At 56.8% G+C, this 24,670-nt stretch carries 23 protein-coding genes; 6 read left to right on the forward strand and 17 right to left on the reverse strand.

What is annotated here, in order from left to right:
* The first annotated feature begins 18 nt into the window (after positions 1-18).
* Both fadB and fadA read left to right on the forward strand, forming a co-directional pair.
* Positions 19-2,208 (forward strand): fatty acid oxidation complex subunit alpha FadB, encoded by a 2,190-nt coding sequence (gene fadB / locus KGP22_RS21250; RefSeq protein WP_111963550.1) that lies wholly within the window; start codon positions 19-21, stop codon positions 2,206-2,208.
* 9 nt (positions 2,209-2,217) lie between these two features.
* Positions 2,218-3,381, forward strand: coding sequence for an acetyl-CoA C-acyltransferase FadA (fadA, locus tag KGP22_RS21255; RefSeq protein ID WP_008501515.1), 1,164 nt, complete (start codon positions 2,218-2,220; stop codon positions 3,379-3,381).
* Positions 3,382-3,459: 78 nt separating this feature from the next.
* On the opposite strand, the gene fre is transcribed toward fadA, so the two are convergent.
* The gene (fre, locus tag KGP22_RS21260) at positions 3,460-4,161 is read right to left on the reverse strand and encodes an NAD(P)H-flavin reductase (protein WP_008501516.1); all 702 of its coding nucleotides are present in this window, start codon (positions 4,159-4,161) and stop codon (positions 3,460-3,462) included.
* A gap of 42 nt (positions 4,162-4,203) precedes the next feature.
* Positions 4,204-5,697, reverse strand: a complete 1,494-nt coding sequence (gene ubiD / locus KGP22_RS21265) for a 4-hydroxy-3-polyprenylbenzoate decarboxylase (RefSeq protein ID WP_223580716.1) — start codon at positions 5,695-5,697, stop codon at positions 4,204-4,206.
* A gap of 170 nt (positions 5,698-5,867) precedes the next feature.
* Between ubiD and rfaH the strand changes: the two genes are divergently transcribed.
* Positions 5,868-6,359 carry a transcription/translation regulatory transformer protein RfaH gene (gene rfaH, locus KGP22_RS21270; RefSeq protein ID WP_111963548.1) on the forward strand — a complete coding sequence of 164 codons (492 nt, stop codon included), beginning with the start codon at positions 5,868-5,870 and terminating at the stop codon, positions 6,357-6,359.
* On the opposite strand, the gene tatD is transcribed toward rfaH, so the two are convergent.
* The 9 genes from tatD to udp form a co-directional block, all read right to left on the reverse strand.
* Positions 6,356-7,138 carry a 3'-5' ssDNA/RNA exonuclease TatD gene (gene tatD, locus KGP22_RS21275; protein ID WP_111963547.1) on the reverse strand — a complete coding sequence of 261 codons (783 nt, stop codon included), beginning with the start codon at positions 7,136-7,138 and terminating at the stop codon, positions 6,356-6,358. The genes rfaH and tatD overlap by 4 nt on opposite strands.
* Positions 7,139-7,179: 41 nt before the next feature.
* Positions 7,180-7,950, reverse strand: a complete 771-nt coding sequence (tatC, locus tag KGP22_RS21280; RefSeq protein WP_111963546.1) for a Sec-independent protein translocase subunit TatC — start codon at positions 7,948-7,950, stop codon at positions 7,180-7,182.
* Between the two features lie 2 nt (positions 7,951-7,952).
* The gene (gene tatB, locus KGP22_RS21285; protein WP_223580718.1) at positions 7,953-8,495 is read right to left on the reverse strand and encodes a Sec-independent protein translocase protein TatB; all 543 of its coding nucleotides are present in this window, start codon (positions 8,493-8,495) and stop codon (positions 7,953-7,955) included.
* Between the two features lie 3 nt (positions 8,496-8,498).
* On the reverse strand, positions 8,499-8,753 hold the full coding sequence (gene tatA, locus KGP22_RS21290) for a Sec-independent protein translocase subunit TatA (RefSeq protein ID WP_020882874.1): 255 nt from the start codon (positions 8,751-8,753) through the stop codon (positions 8,499-8,501).
* A 76-nt stretch (positions 8,754-8,829) separates the two neighbouring features.
* Entirely contained in the window at positions 8,830-10,470 is a 1,641-nt protein-coding gene (ubiB, locus tag KGP22_RS21295) for a ubiquinone biosynthesis regulatory protein kinase UbiB (protein ID WP_149367414.1), read from the reverse strand.
* Positions 10,467-11,072 carry a ubiquinone biosynthesis protein UbiJ gene (gene ubiJ / locus KGP22_RS21300; RefSeq protein WP_111963543.1) on the reverse strand — a complete coding sequence of 202 codons (606 nt, stop codon included), beginning with the start codon at positions 11,070-11,072 and terminating at the stop codon, positions 10,467-10,469. Before ubiJ ends, ubiB begins: the two co-directional genes overlap by 4 nt.
* Before the next feature lie 13 nt (positions 11,073-11,085).
* On the reverse strand, positions 11,086-11,841 hold the full coding sequence (gene ubiE / locus KGP22_RS21305; RefSeq protein ID WP_023309612.1) for a bifunctional demethylmenaquinone methyltransferase/2-methoxy-6-polyprenyl-1,4-benzoquinol methylase UbiE: 756 nt from the start codon (positions 11,839-11,841) through the stop codon (positions 11,086-11,088).
* Between the two features lie 66 nt (positions 11,842-11,907).
* The gene (gene rmuC / locus KGP22_RS21310; protein WP_111963542.1) at positions 11,908-13,365 is read right to left on the reverse strand and encodes a DNA recombination protein RmuC; all 1,458 of its coding nucleotides are present in this window, start codon (positions 13,363-13,365) and stop codon (positions 11,908-11,910) included.
* A gap of 139 nt (positions 13,366-13,504) precedes the next feature.
* Positions 13,505-14,266, reverse strand: a complete 762-nt coding sequence (gene udp / locus KGP22_RS21315) for a uridine phosphorylase (RefSeq protein ID WP_003860792.1) — start codon at positions 14,264-14,266, stop codon at positions 13,505-13,507.
* Positions 14,267-14,521: 255 nt separating this feature from the next.
* On the opposite strand from udp, the gene KGP22_RS21320 reads away from it, so the two are divergent.
* Positions 14,522-15,328 (forward strand): dienelactone hydrolase family protein, encoded by an 807-nt coding sequence (locus KGP22_RS21320; protein WP_223580720.1) that lies wholly within the window; start codon positions 14,522-14,524, stop codon positions 15,326-15,328.
* A 50-nt stretch (positions 15,329-15,378) separates the two neighbouring features.
* Here KGP22_RS21320 and metE read toward each other — a convergent pair whose 3' ends face one another.
* Positions 15,379-17,640 carry a 5-methyltetrahydropteroyltriglutamate--homocysteine S-methyltransferase gene (gene metE / locus KGP22_RS21325; RefSeq protein WP_223580722.1) on the reverse strand — a complete coding sequence of 754 codons (2,262 nt, stop codon included), beginning with the start codon at positions 17,638-17,640 and terminating at the stop codon, positions 15,379-15,381.
* A gap of 115 nt (positions 17,641-17,755) precedes the next feature.
* Between metE and metR the strand changes: the two genes are divergently transcribed.
* Complete coding sequence (gene metR, locus KGP22_RS21330) at positions 17,756-18,709, forward strand: HTH-type transcriptional regulator MetR (RefSeq protein WP_127732586.1); 954 nt, start codon at positions 17,756-17,758, stop codon at positions 18,707-18,709.
* Here the strand turns inward: metR and KGP22_RS21335 are convergent.
* The 3 genes from KGP22_RS21335 to pldB form a co-directional block, all read right to left on the reverse strand.
* Positions 18,597-19,496, reverse strand: coding sequence for a carboxylate/amino acid/amine transporter (locus tag KGP22_RS21335; RefSeq protein WP_115877019.1), 900 nt, complete (start codon positions 19,494-19,496; stop codon positions 18,597-18,599). The genes metR and KGP22_RS21335 overlap by 113 nt on opposite strands.
* Before the next feature lie 82 nt (positions 19,497-19,578).
* Positions 19,579-20,379 (reverse strand): sugar/pyridoxal phosphate phosphatase YigL, encoded by an 801-nt coding sequence (gene yigL / locus KGP22_RS21340; RefSeq protein ID WP_029741831.1) that lies wholly within the window; start codon positions 20,377-20,379, stop codon positions 19,579-19,581.
* Between the two features lie 31 nt (positions 20,380-20,410).
* Positions 20,411-21,403 carry a lysophospholipase L2 gene (pldB, locus tag KGP22_RS21345; RefSeq protein ID WP_223580724.1) on the reverse strand — a complete coding sequence of 331 codons (993 nt, stop codon included), beginning with the start codon at positions 21,401-21,403 and terminating at the stop codon, positions 20,411-20,413.
* A 110-nt stretch (positions 21,404-21,513) separates the two neighbouring features.
* On the opposite strand from pldB, the gene rhtB reads away from it, so the two are divergent.
* On the forward strand, positions 21,514-22,134 hold the full coding sequence (gene rhtB, locus KGP22_RS21350; protein WP_111963537.1) for a homoserine/homoserine lactone efflux protein: 621 nt from the start codon (positions 21,514-21,516) through the stop codon (positions 22,132-22,134).
* On the opposite strand, the gene rhtC is transcribed toward rhtB, so the two are convergent.
* Together rhtC and recQ are read right to left on the reverse strand one after the other, a co-directional pair.
* Positions 22,131-22,751, reverse strand: coding sequence for a threonine export protein RhtC (gene rhtC, locus KGP22_RS21355; protein WP_111963536.1), 621 nt, complete (start codon positions 22,749-22,751; stop codon positions 22,131-22,133). The genes rhtB and rhtC overlap by 4 nt on opposite strands.
* Before the next feature lie 61 nt (positions 22,752-22,812).
* The gene (recQ, locus tag KGP22_RS21360; protein WP_047345452.1) at positions 22,813-24,642 is read right to left on the reverse strand and encodes an ATP-dependent DNA helicase RecQ; all 1,830 of its coding nucleotides are present in this window, start codon (positions 24,640-24,642) and stop codon (positions 22,813-22,815) included.
* Positions 24,643-24,670: the final 28 nt, after the last annotated feature.

Raw genomic sequence — 24,670 nt, forward strand, 5'->3', positions numbered from 1 at the left:
TGGATTCAGGAGACTGACATGCTCTACAAAGGCGACACCCTGTACCTCCACTGGCTGGAAGATGGCATTGCCGAACTGGTGTTCGATGCCCCCGGCTCAGTGAACAAACTTGATACCGCGACGGTGGCCAGTCTTGGCCAGGCGCTGGATGTTCTTGAAAAACAACCTGAATTAAAAGGGCTGCTGCTGCGTTCGAACAAAGCGGCCTTTATCGTCGGTGCCGATATCACCGAGTTCCTTTCGCTGTTCCTGGTTCCGGAAGAACAGCTGAGCCAGTGGCTGCACTTTGCCAACAGCGTCTTTAATCGTCTGGAAGATCTGCCTGTCCCGACCATTTCCGCCGTTAACGGTTATGCGCTGGGCGGTGGTTGCGAATGCGTGCTGGCGACCGACTACCGCCTGGCGACGCCGGACCTGCGCATCGGCCTGCCGGAAACCAAGCTGGGCATCATGCCGGGCTTTGGCGGCTCCGTGCGTATGCCGCGCATGCTGGGTGCCGACAGCGCCCTGGAGATCATTGCCGCAGGTAAAGATGTCGGCGCCGAACAGGCGCAGAAAATTGGCCTGGTCGACGGCGTTGTAAAACCTGAGAAGCTGGTTGAAGGCGCACTCGCCATTCTGCGTCAGGCAATCAACGGCGATCTCGACTGGAAAGCCAAACGCCAGCCGAAGCTGGAACCGTTAAAACTCAGCAAGATTGAAGCCACCATGAGCTTCACCATCGCCAAAGGCATGGTGATGCAGACGGCGGGTAAACACTACCCGGCGCCGATCACGGCGGTGAAAACCATTGAAGCTGCTGCCCGCCTTGGTCGCGATGAAGCGCTGAAGCTCGAAAATCAGAGCTTTGTCCCGCTGGCGCACACCAATGAAGCCCGCGCGCTGGTCGGTATCTTCCTCAACGATCAGTTCGTAAAAGGGAAAGCCAAACAGCTGACTAAAAACGTTGAGACGCCAAAACATGCGGCGGTACTCGGCGCGGGGATTATGGGTGGCGGCATCGCTTACCAGTCGGCCTGGAAAGGCGTGCCGGTAGTGATGAAAGACATCAGCGAAAAATCCCTGACGCTGGGCATGACCGAAGCGGCCAAGCTGCTGAACAAACAGCTTGAGCGCGGCAAAATTGACGGGCTGAAGCTCGCAGGCGTGATCTCCACCATCCAGCCCGTGCTGGAATACAGCGGTTTTGATCGTGTCGACGTGGTGGTCGAAGCCGTCGTCGAGAACCCGAAGGTCAAAAAAGCGGTGCTGGCGGAAACGGAAGACAAGGTTCGCCCGGATACCGTGCTGGCCTCTAACACCTCCACCATTCCAATCAGTGAACTGGCGAGCGTGCTGAAGCGTCCGGAAAACTTCTGCGGTATGCACTTCTTCAACCCGGTACATCGTATGCCGCTGGTCGAAGTGATCCGAGGGGAAAAAACCTCTGACGAAACCATCGCTAAAGTGGTGGCATGGGCGAGCAAGATGGGCAAAACGCCGATCGTTGTTAACGACTGCCCGGGCTTCTTCGTCAACCGCGTGCTGTTCCCTTACTTCGCCGGATTCAGCCAGCTGCTGCGCGACGGCGCGGACTTCCGCAAAATCGACAAAGTGATGGAAAAGCAGTTCGGCTGGCCGATGGGCCCGGCGTATCTGCTGGACGTTGTAGGCATTGATACCGCCCACCACGCCCAGGCGGTGATGGCGGCAGGCTTCCCGCAGCGCATGCAGAAAGACTATCGCGACGCCATTGACGCGCTGTTCGACGCTAACCGCTTCGGCCAGAAAAACGGTCTGGGCTTCTGGCGCTATAAAGAAGACAGCAAAGGCAAACCGAAGAAAGAAGAAGACGCGGCGGTGGATAGCCTGCTGGCCGACGTTAGCCAGCCAAAACGCGACTTCACCGACGATGAGATCATCGCCCGCATGATGATCCCGATGATCAACGAAGTGGTGCGCTGCCTCGAAGAAGGCATCATCGCCAGCCCGGCAGAAGCCGACATGGCGCTGGTTTACGGCCTGGGCTTCCCTCCGTTCCACGGCGGCGCGTTCCGCTGGCTGGACACTCTCGGCAGCGCCCGCTATCTCGATATGGCTCAGCAGTATCAGCACCTCGGCCCGCTTTATGAGGTGCCGGAAGGTCTGCGTAGCAAAGCGCGCCATAACGAACCCTACTATCCCGCAGTTGAGCCAGCCCGTCCGGTTGGCGAGCTGAAAACGGCTTAAGGAGTCACAATGGAAAAGGTTGTCATTGTTGATGCAATTCGCACCCCGATGGGCCGTTCAAAAGGCGGCGCGTTCCGTAACGTGCGTGCGGAAGACCTCTCTGCGCACCTGATGCGTAGCCTGCTGGCGCGTAACCCGGCGCTGGATCCGGCTGCGCTGGACGATATCTACTGGGGCTGCGTGCAGCAGACCCTGGAGCAGGGCTTCAACATCGCCCGCAACGCGTCGCTGCTGGCGGAGATCCCACATTCGGTTCCGGCCGTCACCGTCAACCGCCTGTGCGGTTCATCAATGCAGGCGCTGCACGACGCGGCACGCATGATCATGACCGGTGATGCGCAGGCCTGCCTGGTGGGCGGCGTCGAGCACATGGGGCACGTGCCGATGAGCCACGGGGTCGATTTCCACCCGGGGATGAGCCGCAACGTGGCGAAAGCCGCGGGGATGATGGGTCTCACCGCCGAGATGCTCTCCCGCCTGCACGGCATCAGCCGCGAAATGCAGGATGCCTTTGCCGCGCGCTCTCACGCTCGCGCATGGGCCGCCACGCAGTCCGGCGCCTTTAAGAATGAGATCATCCCGACCGGCGGCCACGATGCAGACGGCGTTCTGAAGCAGTTCAGCTACGACGAAGTCATCCGCCCGGAAACCACCGTCGAAGCGCTTTCTACGCTGCGTCCGGCGTTTGACCCGGTCACCGGTACGGTCACAGCAGGGACCTCGTCGGCGCTGTCAGACGGTGCCGCCGCGATGCTGGTGATGAGCGAAAGCCGCGCCCGCGAGCTAGGATTAACGCCTCGCGCTCGGGTACGCTCGATGGCGGTCGTGGGCTGCGATCCGTCGATCATGGGCTACGGCCCGGTTCCGGCTTCAAAGCTGGCGCTGAAAAAAGCGGGATTAACCGCCAGCGACATCGACCTGTTTGAGATGAACGAAGCGTTCGCCGCGCAGATCCTGCCGTGCATTAAGGATCTGGGGCTGATGGAGCAGATCGACGAGAAGATTAACCTCAACGGCGGCGCGATCGCCCTCGGTCACCCGCTGGGCTGCTCCGGGGCGCGTATCAGCACGACGCTGATCAACCTGATGGAACGCAAAGATGCCCAGTTTGGTCTGGCAACGATGTGTATTGGGCTGGGTCAGGGTATCGCGACGGTGTTTGAGAGAGTGTGATAAAAAACCGGGTCGCAAATGCGACCCGGCAGAAGTTTAGTTGCCGTTCTTCCCGCCTGTCAGGGGCGGGCTTTTTACTTAAATGAAGGCAAACGCATCGCCAAACAGGCGGTCTTCACGCGCGTCACGTTCGTTACAGAACAGATCACGGGCAATTTTCGCCATCTCAAAACGGCCAGCGATATAAATATCGTGCCCTGCCAGCGTGCCGTGATCCTGCAGCACCGCCGTCAGCACCGTCCCGCTACGCCCGCGCCAGCCCTCTTCCGGCTGCTCAACCACCGGCTCAATGCGCAGGTTAGGATGGGTTACGCTCAGCGCTTCCAGTTCAGACAGGTCATACAGGTGTTTCTCTTCACGGCCACCCCAGTAGATCGTGATATCACGGTCCGGGTTACGCGCCAGGGCGGTTAACAGAATGGAGCGCACATAGGAGAAGCCTGTACCACCGGCAATCAGGATCAGCGGACGGTCTTCGTCATCGCGCAGCCACGCATCGCCGTGCGGAATATCCACCACGATTTCACGTTCCTTCAGGATCCGATCCATCACCGCCATTGCATACAGGTTAAGCTCTGACGCACCAATATGAAGCTCAATAAATTCCTGCTCCGCTGGCGTGGAGGCCATGGAGAAAGGACGCTTATCACGCTCATCCATCACAACCATCAGGTACTGACCCGCGCGGAAAGAGAATGGCGCTTCTGGCACTAAACGGACGCGATATACGGTGTCGGTGATGGCATCTACCGAGGTCACTTTACAGCTTAAGGTTGTCATTCGCTCTCTCTGTCGGGAAGTCTATAGGGCTTAACGGTCAGCTCAGGGTTTACCGTTATTCATTATGGCCAGCTCGTCCCAGATCGCGTCAATGCGCGCGGTCACAGCAGGATCTTTTTTGATCGGGCGACCCCATTCACGGTCGGTTTCGCCAGGCCATTTATTTGTGGCATCCAGTCCCATCTTTGAGCCAAGACCGGAAACCGGCGAGGCAAAATCCAGATAATCAATCGGCGTGTTTTCGACTAACACCGTATCGCGCGCCGGGTCCATTCGCGTGGTAATGGCCCAGATTACGTCATTCCAGTCGCGGGCGTTAACGTCATCATCGCAGACAATAACAAATTTGGTATACATAAACTGGCGCAGGAAAGACCACACGCCCATCATTACGCGTTTAGCATGACCAGGATACTGCTTCTTCATCGTGACCACCGCCATGCGATAGGAGCATCCTTCAGGCGGCAGATAAAAATCAACAATTTCCGGGAACTGCTTTTGCAGAATCGGCACAAACACTTCGTTCAGCGCCACGCCCAGTACCGCGGGTTCATCCGGTGGACGCCCGGTATACGTGGAGTGATAAATCGCATCTTCACGCTGCGTAATGTGCGTCACGGTAAACACCGGGAAGTTATCCACTTCGTTGTAATAGCCGGTGTGGTCGCCGTAAGGGCCTTCTGGCGCCATTTCACCCTGCTCAATGTAACCTTCCAGCACAATTTCTGCACTGGCCGGGACTTCGAGATCGTTAGAGATACACTTCACAACTTCCGTTTTCGTCCCGCGCAGCAGGCCTGCAAAGGCATATTCAGAGAGCGTATCCGGCACGGGCGTGACGGCTCCCAGAATGGTGGCCGGATCGGCGCCCAGGGCGACAGATACCGGGAAACGTTCACCCGGACGCGCAGCACACCACTCCTGAAAATCCAGCGCGCCGCCGCGATGCGACAGCCAGCGCATGATGAGCTTATTCTTGCCAATCAACTGCTGGCGGTAAATACCAAGATTCTGGCGCTCTTTGTGCGGGCCGCGCGTGACGGTCAGTCCCCAGGTGATCAGCGGCGCGGCATCTTCCGGCCAGCACTGCATGATAGGGATTTTAGTCAAATCAACCGCATCGCCTTCCAGCACCTTCTGCTGGCACGGCGCGCCGCGCAGGCGTTTGGTGGGCATGTTCAGCACCTGCTTAAACTGCGGCAGTTTGTCGAACAGATCGCGGAAGCCTTTCGGCGGCTCCGGCTCTTTCAGGAAGGCCAGCAGCTTACCGACTTCACGCAGCGCCGTGACGTCTTCCTGCCCCATCCCCAGTGCGACGCGACGCGGCGTACCAAACAGGTTGCACAGAACCGGCATTGAGTAACCTTTTGGATTTTCAAACAGTAACGCGGGGCCACCGGCACGCAGGGTGCGGTCAGCAATTTCTGTCATCTCCAGATAAGGATCAACAGGAAGTGTAATACGCTTGAGTTCACCCTGCTTTTCCAGCAGCGTCAGGAAGTCGCGGAGATCGTGGTATTTCATGCAGTTAATCATGGCCTCTCTGTAAGCGCTTCATTATACGGCGTAAGCCTGCTTGATGCTGTAATTTTGTTAAATTAGCGTGAAGTTATGCGTTCTGTCCCATTTTCGCCCATTATAATCAACTTAGCGATCCCGCCAGGGTTTTGATATGCTTGCGCCCCGAACTAAGGGAAAGAGTGATTATGCAGGCCTGGTATTTACTGTATTGCAAACGCGGGCAACTTCAGCGCGCGCAGGAACATCTTGAACGTCAGTCTGTAAATTGCCTGACGCCCGTGATCACGCTTGAAAAAATGCAGCGCGGGAAGCGCACAACCGTCAGCGAGCCGTTGTTCCCGAACTACCTCTTCGTGGAATTCGACCCGGAAGTCATCCACACCACCACCATCAGCGCAACGCGCGGCGTCAGCCACTTCGTTCGTTTTGGTGCCCACCCGGCAACGGTTCCGTCAACGGTCATTCATCAGCTGTCGATTTACCAACAGCCCGAAGGTCTCACCGACCCCGAAACCCCCTATACGGGCGATAGCGTCGTGATTACCGAAGGGGCTTTCGAAGGCCTGCAGGCGATTTTTGCCGAGCCGGACGGGGAAGCGCGCTCTATGCTGTTGCTTAATCTGCTGAACAAGCAGGTGCTGCAGAGCGTTAAAAACACCGACTTCCGTAAACTTTAAACATTTATCCCGAACAGCTTACGCACGTTGTCATCCGTCTGTGCCGAAAGCCAGTGCGGATCGTCTCCGCGCCGCTTCGCGACGCTCTCAATAATGTGCCCCAGATAAGCGGGCTCATTTCGTCGCGATGCCGGTTTGGGTTTCATATCGCGCGGCAGCAGATAAGGTGCGTCCGTTTCAAGGAGCAACCGGTCAGCCGGGATCGCTGGCAACAGCTCCCGAAGCTCAAGCCCGCGGCGCTCATCGCAAACCCAGCCGGTAATCCCCAGATAAAGCCCACGCTCCAGGCATTCCAGCGCCTCCTGCCGTGAGCCGGTGAAGCAGTGCAGCACCGCGCCGGGCAGTTTATCGAGCCACGGATCAAGCAGAGTCAGAAAACGCTCATGCGCGTCGCGGCAGTGCATAAATACGGGCATTTCAAGCTCTGCCGCTAGCGCAAGCTGGGCAGTGAATGCCTTTTCCTGCTCTTCAGGCGTGGAAAAGTTACGGTTGAAATCGAGGCCGCACTCGCCAATCGCCACCACTTCTGGTGTCTTTGCCAGCCTGCGTAGGGTGTCGCCACTTTGCGCGGTCCACTGGCTGCTGTCGTGAGGATGCACGCCAGCAGTAGACCAACAGCGATCGTATCGTTGCGCCAGCTGCTGGGCCTGCTCGCTCTCATGCAGGTTGGTGCCCGTCAGCAGCAGCCCTTTCACCCCGGCGGCAAACGCACGCGCAACCACCTCATCACGATCTTTCGCAAACTGCGAGCTGGTCAGGTTGAGTCCGATATCAAACATGCAAATCCCCATATAACAACCGCCCTCACGGGCGGCTGGTTTTACTCTTCAGTGGTCTTGTCGGACGTATCGTCTTCGTCATCCACTCGACGTCCTTTACCCACGTAGAAACGCGAGAAGAAAACGCCGACCTCAAACAGACAGTACATCGGTATGGCCAGCAGCGTCTGCGAGAACACATCCGGCGGCGTTAGCAGCATGCCGACCACGAAGGCGCCCACCAGAATATACGGACGCTTCTTACGCAGGTCATCCGGAGTCGTAACCCCTACCCAGCAAAGCAGTACAATGGCCACCGGCACTTCGAATGCCACGCCAAACGCCATAAACAGCGCCATCACAAAGCTGAGGTAGCTGGCAATATCCGTCGACACCTGGACCCCTTCCGGCGCGGTATGCGTCAGGAAGCCGAAGGCCAGCGGGAAGACAACGAAATAGGCAAACGCCATGCCGATATAGAACAGCAGCGAGCTGGACACCAGCAGCGGGATAACCAGCTTGCGTTCGTGTTTATACAGCGCGGGCGCCACAAACGCCCATACCTGGTAAAGAATGACGGGCGCAGAGGCTATCAACGACACCCAGAAGGTCAGCTTGATGGGGGTAAAGAACGGAGAAGCCACATCCGTCGCAATCATCGTTGCGCCCAGCGGCATCTGCTTAATTAATGGTGCAGAGACAACCTGGTAGATATCGTTGGCGAAATAAACCAGGCATAGAAAAATAACGAAAACTGCAATAATACAGTTTAACAGGCGCTTACGCAGCTCTATGAGGTGCGTAATCAGCGGTTGAGTATCATCTACTGCCATGTTTACGCTTTATCACTCGACGAGGGGGATGATTCGGAAACGGACGCAGCGGGCTTTACTTCCGCCGTTTTAGTTACCGGTTCTTCCGGCTGCGCCTGTTTTTTCACTTCGGTTTCCTGCGGCGTCTGTTCTGGCGCAGCAGCCTGATGTTCAACGCTGGCAGGCGTTACGCCCTCGCGCTGCTCTTCGCTGCCCTTCACCACCGGGTTATGGATGGTGTTCGCTTCATCGCTCGCTTTTTCAGGATCGTTGACGCTGTAAGAGCGCTTCATGGATTCCGCCGCTTCACGCAGTTCATCCATTGAGGCTTTCAGTTCCGGCGTCAGATTATCCATGCTCGCCTTCTCGACCTTTTTGAGGCTTTCCTGAAATTCCTGCAGCTTAAGCTCCTGCGCCAGCTCATTCTGAACGGTCGATGCCAGCGATCTCATCGCACGCACCCAGCCCGCAACGGTTTTCACCGCCACCGGCAGACGCTGCGGCCCCAGCACGATCAGGCCAATCACAAAGACCAGCAGCAGCTCACCAAAACCAATGTCAAACACGACTTATACCTGCTCTTTATCGTGGCGTTTGGCGTCTTCCTTTTTGGCTTCTTCTTGCTTGTCGGAGATGGATTTAGCAGTAAAGTCAGCGTCCTGGCTGGTTTTATCCTGCTTGCTCTCATCATCGCTCATCGCTTTCTTAAAGCCTTTGATAGACGCGCCCAGATCGGAACCAATAGAACCGAGCTTTTTGGTGCCAAACAGCAGCACGACGATGACGGCAATGATCAACAATTGCCAGATACTGATACCACCCATACATGTTCCTCAGGGATAGATGATTAATGAGTCAGGTCGCATTATACGTATGCGACCCATCGATGGCGACGCAAACTCAGCGCGTTTTTCGCCATCCGGCAAGCCAGACTACCACCCCGCCAGCCATCAGCCAGGCTGGCATCATCTGCCAGTCCGGACGGTTGATCAGCAGCAGCGTACCGCTCAACAGCAGCGTTGCGCCAATCCCAAAGAGATAGCGGGACTGTCCCTGGCGAACACGGCTGGACTGAAGCTCGCGGGCGATTTTATCCATGCTGTGCTGAAGGTTCTTGCTCTGACGCAAACTGTCATAAACCAGTTCGGGAATTTCAGGCATTTTTTCTATCCAGAACGGACCCTTCTCTTTCAGCGAGCGCACCAGCGCCGGAATGCCAACCTGATCCTTAATCCAGGATTCAAGGAAAGGTTTCGCAGTCTTCCACAAGTCTAACTGAGGATAGAGCTGTCGGCCTACACCCTCAACGTAAAGTAATGTTTTCTGAAGTAAAACTAGCTGTGGCTGAACTTCCATATTAAAGCGGCGAGCCGTGTTGAACAGGTTCAACAGTACGTGCCCAAAGGAGATTTCCGCCAGCGGTTTTTCAAAAATCGGTTCGCAAACGGTCCGGATCGCAAACTCGAACTCTTCGACGTTGGTGTCCGGCGGAACCCAGCCGGAATCGACGTGCAGCTCGGCCACCTTACGGTAGTCGCGGTTGAAGAACGCGATGAAGTTCTCAGCCAGATACCGTTTATCTTCTTTGTTCAGCGACCCCACAATCCCGCAGTCGATACCGATATATTTCGGGTCCTCAGGGTGTTCGTAGCTCACAAAGATATTGCCCGGATGCATGTCCGCATGGAAAAAGCTGTCGCGGAATACCTGGGTAAAGAAGACCTGTACGCCACGTTCGGCCAGGAGCTTCATGTTTGTTCCCTGCTTCTCCAGGGCTACGACATCCGAAACCGGAATACCGTAGATACGCTCCATCACCATCATGTTCTGGCTGCAGTAGTCAGAATAGACTTCAGGTACATAGAGCATCGGGCTGTTTTCAAAGTTACGGCGCAGCTGAATGGCATTTGCCGATTCGCGCAGCAGGTTAAGCTCATCAATCAGCGTTTTTTCATATTCCCGCACCACTTCCATTGGACGCAAACGACGTCCGTCCGGAAGCAGACGCGGCACCCAGCGCGCCAGACGATAAATCAGCTTCATGTCTGCTTTGATGATGGGCAGGATGTCCGGACGAATGACCTTAATAACCACTTCCTTGCCATTATCTTTCAGGCGCGCGGTATGTACCTGCGCGATAGAGGCCGACGCCAGCGGTTGAATATCGAAATCGTCAAACCAGGTCTCGACGGGTACATTTCCCATCGCCTCTTCAATTTGCTTTTTCGCGCGCGCGCCGTCAAAGGGTGCGACGCGGTCCTGAAGCATTGCGAGCTCATCGGCAATGAGAGGCGGGAAGAGGTCGCGGCGGGTCGAAAGCATCTGCCCGAATTTAATCCATACCGGACCGAGTTCCTGCAGCGCCAGGCGCAGACGCTCACCCAGCGGTTGACCTTTGTGGCGATTGGGCATCCAGAACAGCATCCGCCGCCAGATGCGAAGCGGCAGCGTGATGCGCATTTTGGGAATAAGCTCGTCGAGCCCGTAGCTCAAAAAGGTGCGAATAATAAAATAGAGGCGCCGAATTTCACCAGGCGTCATTTGCCCTCCAGTTTTTCCAGCCGTTTGGTAAACGCATCAACCGCGCGTTCAACAGCAGCGGTTTCTTCCGCAAACCATGCAACTTCCAGTGGCCCGGGCGCCATTCGCCACTCCTCAGTCATCACTTCCGCCACATAGCGTTGTTGGCGCTGGAGGCTTTTACGCGCAAAGGAGGCGCCACCATGAAGGACTTTCCCGATGCCTTCGGCAGCAATGTCGCCGATAAAAGGCGCGAGCAGCTCTGCCGGATCGAACTCCGCCAGATCGGTGAGAGCAACGAAGTTCTGCACGACCTGAATGTCGCCTTCCACCTCCAGCTCACCGCTGCGGATAAGCGCCGTTAATTGCTGGCGATCGCGCAGTTTTGGCAGCACGCTCATGTGCGTGATGACCGAGCAGTCAGCTTCACCTTCCCACGCCCCCAGAACGTCAAGCTGGCGTTCGCTGAATACCAGCACAAGCGGCGTCGAGAACTCTTTTAAAACAATACGTAATATCTTCCCGTTTAGCCGCTGACGCGCTGCTTTCAGCGCCGGAGCACGATAGAGAAAGGCATTCAGTACGTTTTCGATACCTGCGGTGACTAAGGGCTTAAAGGGCACGGGACACCTCCACTCAGAACTTGTAACCGCGATGCAGCGCGACGACACCCGCCGTCAGGTTGAAATATTCAACGTTCTCAAATTCTGCATCCTGCATCATGGCTTTTAATGTGTCCTGATCCGGGTGCATACGGATAGATTCCGCCAGATAGCGGTAGCTTTCAGCGTCGTTAGCCACCAGCTCACCGATGCGCGGCAGCACGTGGAAGGAATAGGCGTCGTAAGCTTTGCTCAGCGGCTCAATAATCGGTTTGGAGAATTCAAGCACCAGCAGGCGTCCACCCGGCTTCAGCACGCGGTACATGGAGCGCAGCGCTTTTTCTTTATCGGTCACGTTACGCAGACCGAAGGAGATAGTGATGCAGTCAAAGGTATTGTCCGGGAACGGCAGCGCTTCGGCGTTTGCCTGCACATATTCAACATTCCCCACCACACCGATGTTACGCAGCTTTTCGCGTCCCATTTTCAGCATGGAGTCATTAATATCGGCGAGAACAACGCGACCGGTTTCACCCACCAGACGAGAGAATTTCGCGGTTAAATCGCCCGTACCGCCAGCTAAATCCAGCACCGTTTGTCCGCGACGCACGCCGCTACAGTCAATGGTGAAGCGCTTCCACAAGCGATGAATGCCGAACGACATCAGGTCATTCATCACATCGTACTTCGCCGCCACGGAATGAAATACGTGGGCCACCATGTCAGCTTTCTGCGCTTTGGCGACAGTCTGAAAGCCAAAGTGCGTTGTGTCTTGTGAATCGTCAGCCATCTTAGAGCCTGCTTATCAGTAAAATGTTCGTGAAGTGTATCAGATTGGGCGCGTTTGCCCTACGTTTCAACCACCGCGAAAAAAACGCGCTGGAATCTCGTCTGGTGATGAATCCGCCGCTAACGTGTTGTCTTCACTGTTTGTCTTTTGTTCGTTCGCCCCTTCTCGCAGGCGAAACTCGTCGTCCTGGGCGGTGGCCTGCTCGACCAATTCCGGATTAATCTCGCGTTTAACTTCTACTCCCAGACTGCGGAATGATTCAGCCTGCGCCAGCAGATTGCCACGTCCGGAGGCGAGTTTTTTCATCGCCTGGCGATAGTTATCCTGCGCACGATCCAGGCTTTGCCCGACTGAAGACATGTCGTCCACAAAGAGGCGCATTTTGTCGTACAGCTTGCTGGCACGATCGGCAATCTGCTGCGCGTTGCGACTCTGGTGCTCATAGCGCCACAGGTTCGCAATGGTGCGTAACGCCACCAGCAGCGTGGTGGGGCTGACCAACATAATATTATTTTTGAGCGCTTCGGTTATAAGCTCAGGCTGCCTGTCGAGTGCCAGCAGAAACGCGGGCTCTACCGGAATAAACATCAGGACATAGTCCAGCGAGCGCAGACCCGGCAGCTGCTGGTAGTCTTTTCTGCCGAGCAGGCGAATATGATTACGTACGGAGGCAATGTGCTCCTGCAGAGCTGACTCGCGCGTGTAGTCATCGTCCGCATTAAAGTAACGTTCATACGCCACCAGCGTCATTTTAGCGTCAATCACCACATCTTTGCCCTGCGGCAGCCGCACGATCACATCCGGCTGCATTCGTGAGCGGGCGTCGTTTTCGATACTCACCTGCGTTTCGTATTCATATCCTTCCCGCAGACCAGAAGCTTCCAGTACGCGGGTCAGCACCACCTCACCCCAGTTGCCCTGGGTTTTGTTGTCCCCTTTGAGCGCTCGGGTGAGGTTGACCGCTTCTTGTGCCATCTGGGCATTCAGCTGCTGAAGATTACGAATCTCATGAGCCAGGGTGTGCCGCTCACGGGCTTCCTGACCAAAACTGTCCTGCACCTGACGACGAAAACCGTCCAGCTGCTCGCGCAGAGGCGTCAGCAAGCTGTTGAGGCTCTGCCGGTTTTGTTCGTCAACGCGGCGGTTGCTGTGCTCAAAAATGCGGTTCGCGAGATTCTCAAACTGTTCGCTGAGACGCTGCTCGCTGTTGATCATCTGGCGGATTTTGTCTTCCGCATGCAGTTGGGTGGATTCAAGGCGTGTGGTCACTTCGCGGAGATCGGCCTCCAGTGACGTGTTGATATCACGCAGGTTGCGCAGCTCGTTGTTGAGCAACTCACACTCATCGCGCCAGTGTTCGCTCAGCGCAAGCTGCTGTTTTATAGCGCTTAAATCTGCGACCATCTCTTCTCGCTCAGCCAGCTGGTCGGCCTTCTGCTGCGCATGCTGGTAGCTGGAAATCAGCCAGCCAATCCCTAAGCTCACCAACGCAATCACCGCGTAAATCAGGATTGAGATATCCACAATGCCCCCTGCATCAACGTATTACCCGCACAAAATAGAATTGTGCTGTATAAACGTCCAGTTTGAAAGGGTTTTCCTGCGAGGCGCTACGCAAAAAATAAAGGCCGAACGTGTCGGCCTTTGATTTAAGAAGAGAGGACTAGATCAGGCGACGCGCTGCTTCCACCACGATTTTCACTGCATGACTTTCGGTCTGCTTCATGGTTTCGGCGTTCGGGATCTCCTGCTGGGTACGGTTGACGATAACGCCCGCCACCATACCGGCACGCAGACCCTGGCTTGCACACATGGTCAGCAGCGTTGCGGATTCCATTTCGTAGTTCATCACACCCATGGACTGCCACTCTTCCATTGAGCCTTTGAAACGGCTAACCACGCGGCCTGAGAAGGTATCGTAACGCTCCTGGCCCGGGTAGAAGGTGTCGGAAGACGCGGTTACGCCCACGTGAGTGGTTGCGCCTACGGATTTCGCAGCTTCAACCAGCGCGGTGGTACATTCGAAATCAGCCACTGCCGGGAATTCCATTGGTGCAAAATGCAGGCTTGCGCCGTCCAGACGGACGGACGCGGTCGTGACCAGAACGTCGCCGACGTTGATATGCGGCTGAATAGCGCCGGTCGTACCGATACGCAGGAAAGTGCGGATGCCCAGCTGCGCCAGCTCTTCAACAGCAATAGACGTAGACGGACCACCGATACCGGTAGAGCACACGATCACCGCTTTGCCATCCAGCTCTGCGCGCCAGGTGGTGAACTCACGATGGGCAGCCAGCTTGACCGGCTTATCCATCAGCGCGGCGATCTTTTCCACACGCTCCGGATCGCCAGGGACGATGGCGAGCGTAGCCCCTTGTAAATCGTTTTTAGTGAGGCCGAGATGAAAAACATCAGACTTAGACATAGGTGACTCCTCTGTGGGTCGGTTAGTCAGAAGAAGTAAAACGGTACTTTACAGAAGCAGTAAGCATATTTTCGTGACGAACCTCACCATGAATGAAAATGGTTACATTGAATTTCCATAAAAAAGTGATTTACATCACATTAACAAGTTATATCGCCAGGTGCTGCACAAAAGATAGACCGTTTAAGGCACTGTGAGTTGTTAACCTGGTGTCTATATTTACCTTTGCGCTAACTCATTGGTACGGAGAATGCCATGACTGAAAAAACCAGTTTTGCACCTGCTGCGGCCCCACATGCTTCAACCATCGTGTCGACTCCAGAAGCGGCAATTACCGCGGGCGAGACCTCTATTCCCTCGCAGGGGGAGAATATGCCTGCTTATCACGCCCGACCAAAATCGGCAGAGGGTCCGCTACCCATCGTGATTGTGATTCAGGAAATATTTGGTGTTCACGAACACATTCGCGACCTCTGCCGCCGGCTGGCGCTGGAAGGGTATCTGGCCGTTGCGCCAGAGCTCTACTTCCGTCAGGGCGATCCGAACGACTACAGTGATATTCCAACATTGCTCAGCAACCTGGTCAGCAAAGTTCCGGACGCGCAGGTGCTGGCCGATCTCGATCATGTCGCCAGCTGGGCGGCGCGCAACGGCGGCGATCCGCATCGTCTGCTGGTCACCGGTTTCTGCTGGGGCGGTCGCATGAGCTGGCTGTATGCCGCGCATAACCCGCAGCTCAAAGCTGCTGTCGCCTGGTACGGCAAACTGGTGGGTGAAAAAACGCTGAATTCACCGAAACATCCCGTCGATATCGCCACCGAGTTAAATGCCCCCGTGTTAGGGCTTTACGGCGGACAGGACACCGGTATTTCGCTTGATTCGGTAGAGACCATGCGCCATGCGCTCCGTGCGGCAAATGCGAAGGCGGAGATCGTGGTCTACCCGGATGCCGGGCATGCGTTTAACGCCGATTATCGTCCGAGCTATCACGCAGAATCAGCCAAAGATGGCTGGCAGAGAATGCTGGCGTGGTTTAGCCAGTACGGCGGTAAGAAAGCGTAATAACAAAAACGCCCGGTGGCGGCTACGCCTTACCGGGCCATCCAATACCCCTACGCCTGACGCAAATTCTGCGCTGCCTTCACCATGTTCGCCAGCGCTGCGCGGGTTTCAGGCCAGCCGCGGGTTTTCAGTCCGCAGTCAGGGTTTACCCAAAGACGCTCTGCCGGAATACGCTGGGCCGCTTTTTTCAGCAGGGCTTCAATCCACTCCACGCTCGGCACGTTCGGGGAGTGGATGTCGTACACGCCCGGCCCGATTTCGTTCGGGTAGTCGAATTCTTCAAACGACTCCAGCAGCTCCATATCTGAACGCGAGGTCTCAATAGTGATCACGTCGGCGTCCAGCGCGGCAATCGAATCCATGATGTCGTTAAATTCGCAGTAACACATGTGGGTGTGGATCTGAGTGTCGTCCTTCGCCACCGCGGCGTTGATGCGGAACGCCTCCACGCCCCACTGCAGGTAGGCGTCCCAGTCGCTGCGACGCAGCGGCAGACCTTCGCGCAGGGCCGGTTCGTCAATCTGAATAATGCCAATGCCTGCGGCTTCCAGATCCGCCACTTCATCACGCAGCGCCAGGGCGATCTGTTTGGCGATGGTTTCACGGGTCACGTCTTCACGCGGGAAGGACCAGCAAAGAATGGTCACCGGACCGGTGAGCATGCCTTTCACGGGCTTGTCGGTAAGGGACTGGGCGTACTTCGCCCACTCAACCGTGATCGCTTCCGGACGGCTAACGTCACCGATGACCACCGGCGGCTTCACGCATCGGGAGCCATAGCTCTGCACCCAGCCGTTCTGGGTAAAGACGAAGCCGTCCAGGTGCTCGCCAAAGTATTCCACCATGTCATTACGCTCTGCTTCACCGTGCACCAGCACGTCCAGCCCCAGGCGTTCCTGCTCGATAATCGCCTGCTTGATGTGTTCCGCGATCCCGGTGCGGTAGTGATTCGCATCCAGATTGCCCTTTTTAAAGTCCAGACGCAGGCCGCGGATCTCGGTGGTCTGCGGGAAGGAACCAATCGTCGTGGTCGGCCACGCAGGCAGATTGAAGCGGGCGCGCTGGGCTTCGGCGCGCACCTCATACGGGCTCTGGCGCTGGCTGTCCTGGGCGGTGATGGCCGCCAGACGTTTTTCCACCGCCGGGTTATGCACGCGCGCGGAGTGGCGGCGCGCCCGGATCGGGGCGCTCCATTCGGTAATTGCCGCCGTGTCGCCGCTGTTCAGCGCGTCGCGCAGCAGGGCCAGCTCTTCACATTTTTGCAGCGCGAAGGCAAACCAGCTCTTTACTTCAGGGTCGAGACGGGTTTCCACACTCAGGTCGATCGGGCTGTGCAGCAGCGAGCAGGACGAGGCCACCCACAGCTCACGTTTACCGACGATGTCTTTGATTTGTGCGTATTTCTCGGTCAGATCGGCGCGCCAGACGTTACGGCCATTCACCAGACCGGCGGAGAGCAGCCAGTCTGCGGGCAGGCGCTTGTGCAGCTCCGTCACATCATCTTTACCGTGTATAAAGTCTACGTGCAGGCCCTGCACCGGCAGCGCGGTAATCGTGCTCAGGTTCGGCGTCACGCCTTCGAAATAGGTTGTCAGCAGCAGCTTCACCTGCCCGGTGAGCGCGTCATACGCCGGTTTGAAGGCATCGAGCCATTCCTGGGGCAGCTCGAGCACCAGCGCCGGTTCGTCGATTTGCACCCACTGAATGCCGCGTTTGCCCAGCTCAATCAGCACCTGTTTGTAGACCGGCAGAATGTCCTTCAGCAGGCTCAGACGATCGAACTGCTCGCCTTTGACTTTCCCCAGCCACAGATAGGTCACTGGCCCCAGCAGCACGGGTTTAACCTGGTGGCCCAGCGCCAGCGCTTCGTCCACTTCATCCAGAAGCTGCGTCCAGGTCAGTTTAAACTGCTGACCTTTTACGAACTCCGGCACCATATAGTGATAGTTAGTGTTAAACCACTTAGTCATTTCCGCCGCTGCCGCTGGCTCACCCGTTGGCGCACGGCCACGGCCGATGCGGAACAGGGTATCGATATCTACCGATCCATCTTTGTTCTGATGACGAGCCGGCACGTTGCCAAGCAGCAGGCTGGTCGTCAGAACATGGTCGTACCAGGCGAAATCGCCCACCGGCAGCAGGTCAATGCCCGCCTGCTTCTGCTGATCCCAGTGGCGGGCGCGCAGCTCGCGTCCCACTGCCAGCAGCTCTTCACGCGTGGCGTTCCCTGCCCAGTAGCTTTCTTGCGCTTTTTTCAGCTCGCGACGCAGGCCAACGCGAGGGAAACCGAGAGTGTGATTGCGGATTGTCATGGTGTACCCCTTGTGAAATTCGTTATTTAGACGTCCAGATGTTTACACTTCTATAATTGGCAGGTACTGTATATTCCTCAAGCGCAAAATGTTCATGGCGAAGTGAAGGACTTTCATGATCGAGATTAAACACCTGAAAACGCTACAAGCGTTGCGGAACTGCGGTTCGCTCGCGGCTGCTGCGGCCACGCTGCACCAGACACAGTCCGCCCTTTCTCACCAGTTCAGCGATCTGGAACAACGCCTCGGCTTCCGTCTTTTTGTGCGTAAAAGCCAGCCGCTACGCTTTACGCCGCAGGGTGAAATTCTCCTTCAGCTGGCGAATCAGGTTCTGCCACAGATCGCGAGCGCGCTGCAGGCGTGTAACGAACCGCAGCAGACCAAACTGCGTATCGCTATTGAGTGCCACAGCTGTATTCAGTGGCTGACCCCCGCGCTTGAGAACTTCCGCCAGAAGTGGCCGCAGGTGGAGATGGACTTTAAATCCGGCGTGACGTTCGACCCGCAGCCCTCGCTGCAGCAGGGCGAGCTGGATCTGGTCATGACCTCTGACATTCTGCCGCGCAGCGGCCTGCACTATTCGCCGATGTTTGATTATGAGGTGCGCCTGGTGCTGGCGCCGGACCACCCGCTGGCGGCCAAAACGCGCATCACGCCGGAAGACCTGGCGACGGAAACGCTGCTGATTTACCCGGTTCAGCGCAGTCGTCTGGATATCTGGCGTCACTTCCTGCAGCCCGCGGGCATTAGCCCGCAGCTGAAAAGCGTGGATAACACCTTGCTGCTGATTCAGATGGTGGCGGCCAGCATGGGTATCGCGGCGCTGCCGCACTGGGTGGTGGAGAGTTTTGAACGCCAGGGCCTGGTGGTCACCAAAACCCTGGGTGAAGGACTGTGGAGCCGGCTGTACGCCGCCGTGCGCGATGGCGAGCAGCGTCAGCCGATTACGGAGGCGTTTATTCGCTCAGCGCGGAACCACGCGTGCGACCATCTTCCGTTTGTGCGGAGCGCGGAGCGACCCAGCGTCGATGGACCCACAGCGAAGCCAGGATCACCGCTCCCCCAATAAGGAAGCTTGGCCAGTGCGGCTGTTGCTGCCAGATGGCAAGGTTGACCAGCAGCCCTGCCGGGACATGCACGTTGTTCATAATCCCCAGCGTACCGGCGTCGACCTGCGTCGCGCCGTAGTTCCACATGAAGTACCCCAACCCGGAAGCCACGACGCCCAGCCAGACCAGAACACCCCACTGTACGATGGTGGTAGGCAACTTTTGCGGGTTACCGAGCATAAACCACGCCGCTACCGCGACAATCGCGGCGCCCATATAAAACCAGGCAAACGCGTTATGCTGCGGCATCGGACGGGTTTCCATCAGGCGTTTGTAGCCCACCATGCCGATAGCGAAACTGATGTTGGCGAGCTGGACGAACATCAGCCCGGTCCAGAAGTGATCGCTTACTTTGTCGTAGCGAATAATCGCCGCGCCAATCACCGCCAGCGCCGCGCTCAGCAGGTATCCCCAGCGCAGACGGCGTTTACTCAGCAGATCGTAAATCAGCGTGATGTAGAGCGGCGTCAGCACGGTAAAGAGCAGGAATTCCGAGACGGACAGATAGACGTAAGCCCGGAAGCTGAACAAATACATGATGCCGAGCTGCATCGCCCCCACCAGCATATACAGCACAATCGTTTTCAGCGATTGCCCGCGCGTGCGCAGAAACGGCAGGAACACCAGTGCCGCCAGCCCCACACGCATCAGCACCGAGAAGTAGCTGTCGACCGAACCGGCAAGGTATTCGCCAATCAGGCTAAAGGAGAAGGCCCACAGGATAGTGGTGATAATGAGTAGCGCCACAATGCTTGTCTCTCAGAAAGAAGGAGAGGCATTGTAGCGAACTCTTTAGTTGACAACTGAGCAATAAACAATCAAGTGAAGATTATTCAAGGAACAGCTTGCGCAGATACTTCGGTACCGCGTTGTCAGCGTTAGAACCAATGACTTCCAGTTCAGGGTGGAGATCCTTCAGACGCTGGTGCGCGTTCTGCATGATGCAGCCCTTGCCTGCCATTGAAAGCATCTCGGCGTCGTTCATGCCGTCACCGAAGGCGATACAGTCTTTGAGCCCGAAGCCCAGGCGTTTCGCAACCGCTTCCAGCGCGTGACCTTTGGAGACGCCACCCGCCATCACTTCAAGACAGGTCAGGGTTGAGAAGCTTACGTTGACGCGATCGCCCCAGCGAGCGTTGATCGCCTGTTCCAGCGGGAGCAGCTCTTCGTGGCTGTCGCAGGTGAAGAACACCTTGCTGATCCCTTCCGGCTCCAGCAGGCCCGGTTCGTAAAGGGAGTAGTTGAATACCGCTTCCTTGAAGAAACGCATTTCATCCGGGCGGTGGCGGTTCATAAACCAGTCGTCGTCGCGGTAAACGTTAGTGACGATAGCCGGGTTGTTATGCACCACGCCAAACAGATCGGCGGCAATATCGCGATCCAGGTTGTGGGTAAAGATCAGGTTGCCGTCGGTATCATGCACGCGCGCACCGTTGGAGGTGATCATGTACGATTTGATCTCGAGATTATCGCGGATCTGCCCCACGTCGACGTGGTGGCGGCCGGTGGCGAACACAAAGTTCACGCCACGGGCAGTCAGGAGTTTTAAGGTCTCTTTCGCGTAAGGCGACAGGGTGTGGTCGGGGGAAAGCAGCGTGCCATCTAAATCAGATGCAACAACCTGGTACATAGGGATTTCAACCTCTGGTGGAAAACAAAAATCAATTATGCCTGTTGAAAAATTCAACAATGGCGTTGAGCGCGACTGAGCGCATAGCGTCCTTTTCAAAAAGGATCTCATGGAACGCGCCGTTAATGACCAGCGGTTTACCCCCTTCACAAGGGTGACCGGCAGCAGCGCGCAGTTCACAATAGCGGTCATGCATGCGGTTATCCACCACACGCTCTTCTTCCGCCTGAATCAGAAGCGTCGGCGTATCATCATCACCTACGCCCGCCAGCACCTGCTCACCGGCCATAATACCCTCCCGCACCCAGTGCCAGGTCGGGCCGCCGACGCGTAAGCGTGGTTCATCGGCATAAAAGCGCAGGTTGCGGCGATAACGCTGCCGACTGTGGGTTAAGACGTTGATGGCGAACGGCAGCGCGCGCCAGCGTCCTGTGCCTATGGCGTAACCTTCACGAATGCGCTGATGGCCCTCAGACCAGTCAAGAAGATGACGCACCATCCAGTCAGGAAAACGGATAACGATGCCGTACATGGGCGCGGTTAGCGCAATGGCATCGCACTGGTGTTCATAACGCTGCAAAAACAGCGTCGATATCGCGCCCCCCATGGAGTGCGCAAGGATATACCGCTTGCGCCAGGGACCGGGCTGAACGTCCTGCTGCCAGAAGGCGGCAAAATCGTCGACGTAATCGCTGAAGCGATCGACGTGCCCACGGTGCGTGTCCGGTAGCAGTCGTCCGGACAGCCCCTGTCCACGATGGTCGATAATCAGGACATCGAACCCCATATGGACCAGGTCGTAGGCCAGCTCAGCGTATTTAACGTAGCTTTCAATACGCCCAGGGCAGACCACAATCACCCGGTCATTTTTTTCATTTCGGAAACGAACGAAACGCACCGGGATGCCCCCGACGCCCGTAAACTCATCTTCCTCACGCTGCCGCCAGAAATCGGTCAGCGGCCCCATAGAGAAAGCAGCAAAAGCGTTTTCTCGTGTTTCCCAGTCCTTTTTCTGCTGAAACATTGGGTTTCCACTCACGTAATCCAGGGAATATCGTTTTTTTCGTCACCGGTCACAAAATGACTCAATAATAGCGTATTGTGGCATAAAAATAGACGGTTCGGGAGTTTCAAATGACCTTCGAGTGGTGGTTCGCCTACCTGCTGACATCCATTATCCTCAGCCTTTCTCCGGGTTCGGGTGCTATTAACACCATGACTACCTCCATCAACCACGGTTACCGCGGTGCGGTGGCGTCGATTGCCGGTTTGCAGGCCGGGCTGGGCATTCATATTGTGCTGGTTGGGATTGGTCTGGGGACACTTTTCTCCCGCTCGGTGCTGGCGTTTGAAGTGCTGAAATGGGCCGGGGCAGCCTATCTGATTTGGCTCGGCATCCAGCAGTGGCGCGCGGCAGGTTCCATCAACCTGAATACTCTCGCGCAGACGCAAAACCGCGGCCATCTGTTTAAGCGGGCGGTGTTCGTCAACCTGACCAACCCGAAGAGCATCGTTTTCCTCGCCGCGCTGTTCCCGCAGTTTATCGTTCCGCATCAGCCGCAGGTGATGCAGTACGTGGTGCTGGGCGCGACCACCATTATCGTCGATATCATCGTGATGATTGGATACGCGACGCTGGCGCAGCGAATTGCGGCGTGGATTAAAGGGCCTAAGCAGATGAAGGCCCTGAATAAAGTCTTTGGCTCGCTGTTTATGCTGGTTGGCGCGCTGCTTGCGTCAGCGCGTCATGCTTAGCGAGAAATGATGAGATGAATGCCGAAGCCGGCGAACAGCGCGCCGGCGCAGCCGTCAATCCACTTCGCGATACGCTGGTAGCCGCGGCGCATCGCCGGTAAGGCGAACAGGCTGGCCACGATAGTAAACCAGGCAAAGGTTTCAACGACGATCAGCAGGAAGATGCCCCAGCGTGCGCCCGCACCGACGCTATCGCCGACAAACAGCGAGAACACGGAGCCGAAATAGATAATCGCTTTTGGATTCGCCAGATTAGTCAGCAACCCTTTTACAAAGCTGCGACCGCCCGTTGCCAGCTCCACCTTTGGCTCTTCCGGTTTTTTCTCTTCTTTCTTCAGCGCCCCGCGCAGCATCTGGTAGCCCATCCAGCACAGGTACAGCCCGCCGCCGACCATAATGATATTATGCAGCCAGGCCATCTTCGCCAGGATCAGGTTCAGACCGAGCAGCGCAACGGCCGCCCAGACCATAACGCCCATGGTGATACCGAGCACGCCCATCATCGCCTCTTTTCGGGAGCGGCTGACGGCCGTTTGTGACACGAAGAAAAAGTCTGGGCCGGGGCTCATCAGCGCAACGATGTGCACTAATGCCACGGTGAGAAATAGCATTAACATAATTAGCTCGCGGGGAAATAATTTAGTGAGTCATCATCCTGGCACTTTTTCGCCCGGCTGACTACTCCTCATCGTCACCGTCGGCGTGAGAGCGGATGAGCGCCATAAACTCTTTACCGAAGCGCTCCAGCTTGCGCGTGCCGACGCCGTTGACGCTGAGCATTTCGCTGGCGCTGAGCGGCATCTGCTCGGCCATCTCAATCAGCGTCGCGTCGTTGAACACCACGTAAGGCGGGATGTTTTCCTCGTCGGCGATGGCTTTACGCAGCTTGCGCAGTTTGGCGAACAGCTTGCGGTCGTAATTGCCGCCGTAGGATTTCTGCATCACGCGCGGCTTCAGGGCGATGACGCGCGGCACGGCGAGCTTCAGTTCAACGTCACCGCGCAGCACCGGACGCGCGGCCTCGGTCAGCTGAAGCGCGGAGTGCTGAGCAATGTTCTGCGTAGCGAAGCCGAGGTGGATCAGCTGGCGAATGATGCTCACCCAGTGCTCGTGGCTCTGGTCCTTGCCAATACCGTAGACAGGCAGCTTGTCGTGGCCCATGTCGCGTATACGCTGGTTGTTGGCGCCGCGCAGCACCTCCACCACGTAGCCCATCCCGAAGCGTTGATTCACGCGGTAAATGGTCGAGAGCGCCTTACGCGCGTCCATCAGGCCATCGTACTGCTTCGGCGGGTCGAGGCAGATATCGCAGTTGCCGCACGGCTCCTGGCGCCCTTCACCAAAGTAGTTGAGCAGAACCAGACGACGGCAGGTTTGCGCTTCGGCAAACGCGCCCATCGCGTTGAGCTTGTGGCGCTCGATATCCTGCAGCTGTCCCTGCGGCTTCTCTTCCAGACAGCGGCGCAGCCACGCCATATCGGCCGGATCGTAAAACAGCATCGCTTCCGCAGGCAGCCCGTCACGCCCGGCGCGACCGGTTTCCTGATAGTAAGATTCGATATTGCGCGGGATGTCGAAATGCACCACAAAGCGCACGTTGGGCTTGTTGATGCCCATTCCGAACGCCACCGTCGCGACGACGATCTGCAGGTCGTCGCGCTGGAATTTTTCCTGCACGTCGGCGCGGATGTGGTTCTCTAACCCGGCATGATACGCGGCGGCGCTAAAGCCGCGGTTTTGCAGACGCGCGGCGGTGTCTTCCACCTTTGCGCGGCTGTTGCAGTAGATAATGCCGGACTTGCCGCGCTGCTCCTGCACATAGCGCAGAAGCTGATCCAGCGGCTTGAATTTTTCCATCAGCATATAGCGGATGTTGGGGCGGTCGAAGCTGCTGACCTGAATATAGGGGTCGTTCAACCCGAGCAGGCGAACGATATCCAGGCGCGTGGTGTCATCCGCCGTGGCGGTAAGCGCCATAAACGGCAGCTCGGGGAAGCGCTGACGCAGCTGGCCGAGGGCGGCGTATTCCGGGCGGAAATCGTGTCCCCACTGGGAAATACAGTGCGCTTCATCCACCGCCAGCAGGACCGGGTTCCAGTGCGCCAGGTGATCGAGGAAGTTATCCAGCATCAGGCGTTCCGGCGCGATATACAGCAGGCGAATCTGCCCGGTGCGACACCCGGCCATCACCTCTTGCTGCTGCTCCCGGGTTTGGGTCGAGTTGAGACAGGCCGCCGCCACGCCGTTGGCGAGCAGCTGGTCAACCTGGTCTTTCATCAGAGAAATGAGCGGTGATACTACGACCGTAAGGCCGTTAAGCACCAGCGCGGGAACCTGATAACAGAGGGACTTACCGCCGCCGGTAGGCATCACCACCAGGCAATCACGACCTTCCAGCACCGTTTCAATGATGGTTTCCTGGCCAGGGCGGAACTGCTGGTAGCCAAAGGTTTCATGCAAAACCTGTTTAGCCAGCGACTCCTGATTCAATACTTCCGCCTGCGCCACGTTAACCCCATATGCCTGAAATGAAACA

This window comes from Enterobacter sp. JBIWA005 (assembly GCF_019968805.1).
GTDB lineage: Bacteria > Pseudomonadota > Gammaproteobacteria > Enterobacterales > Enterobacteriaceae > Enterobacter > Enterobacter vonholyi.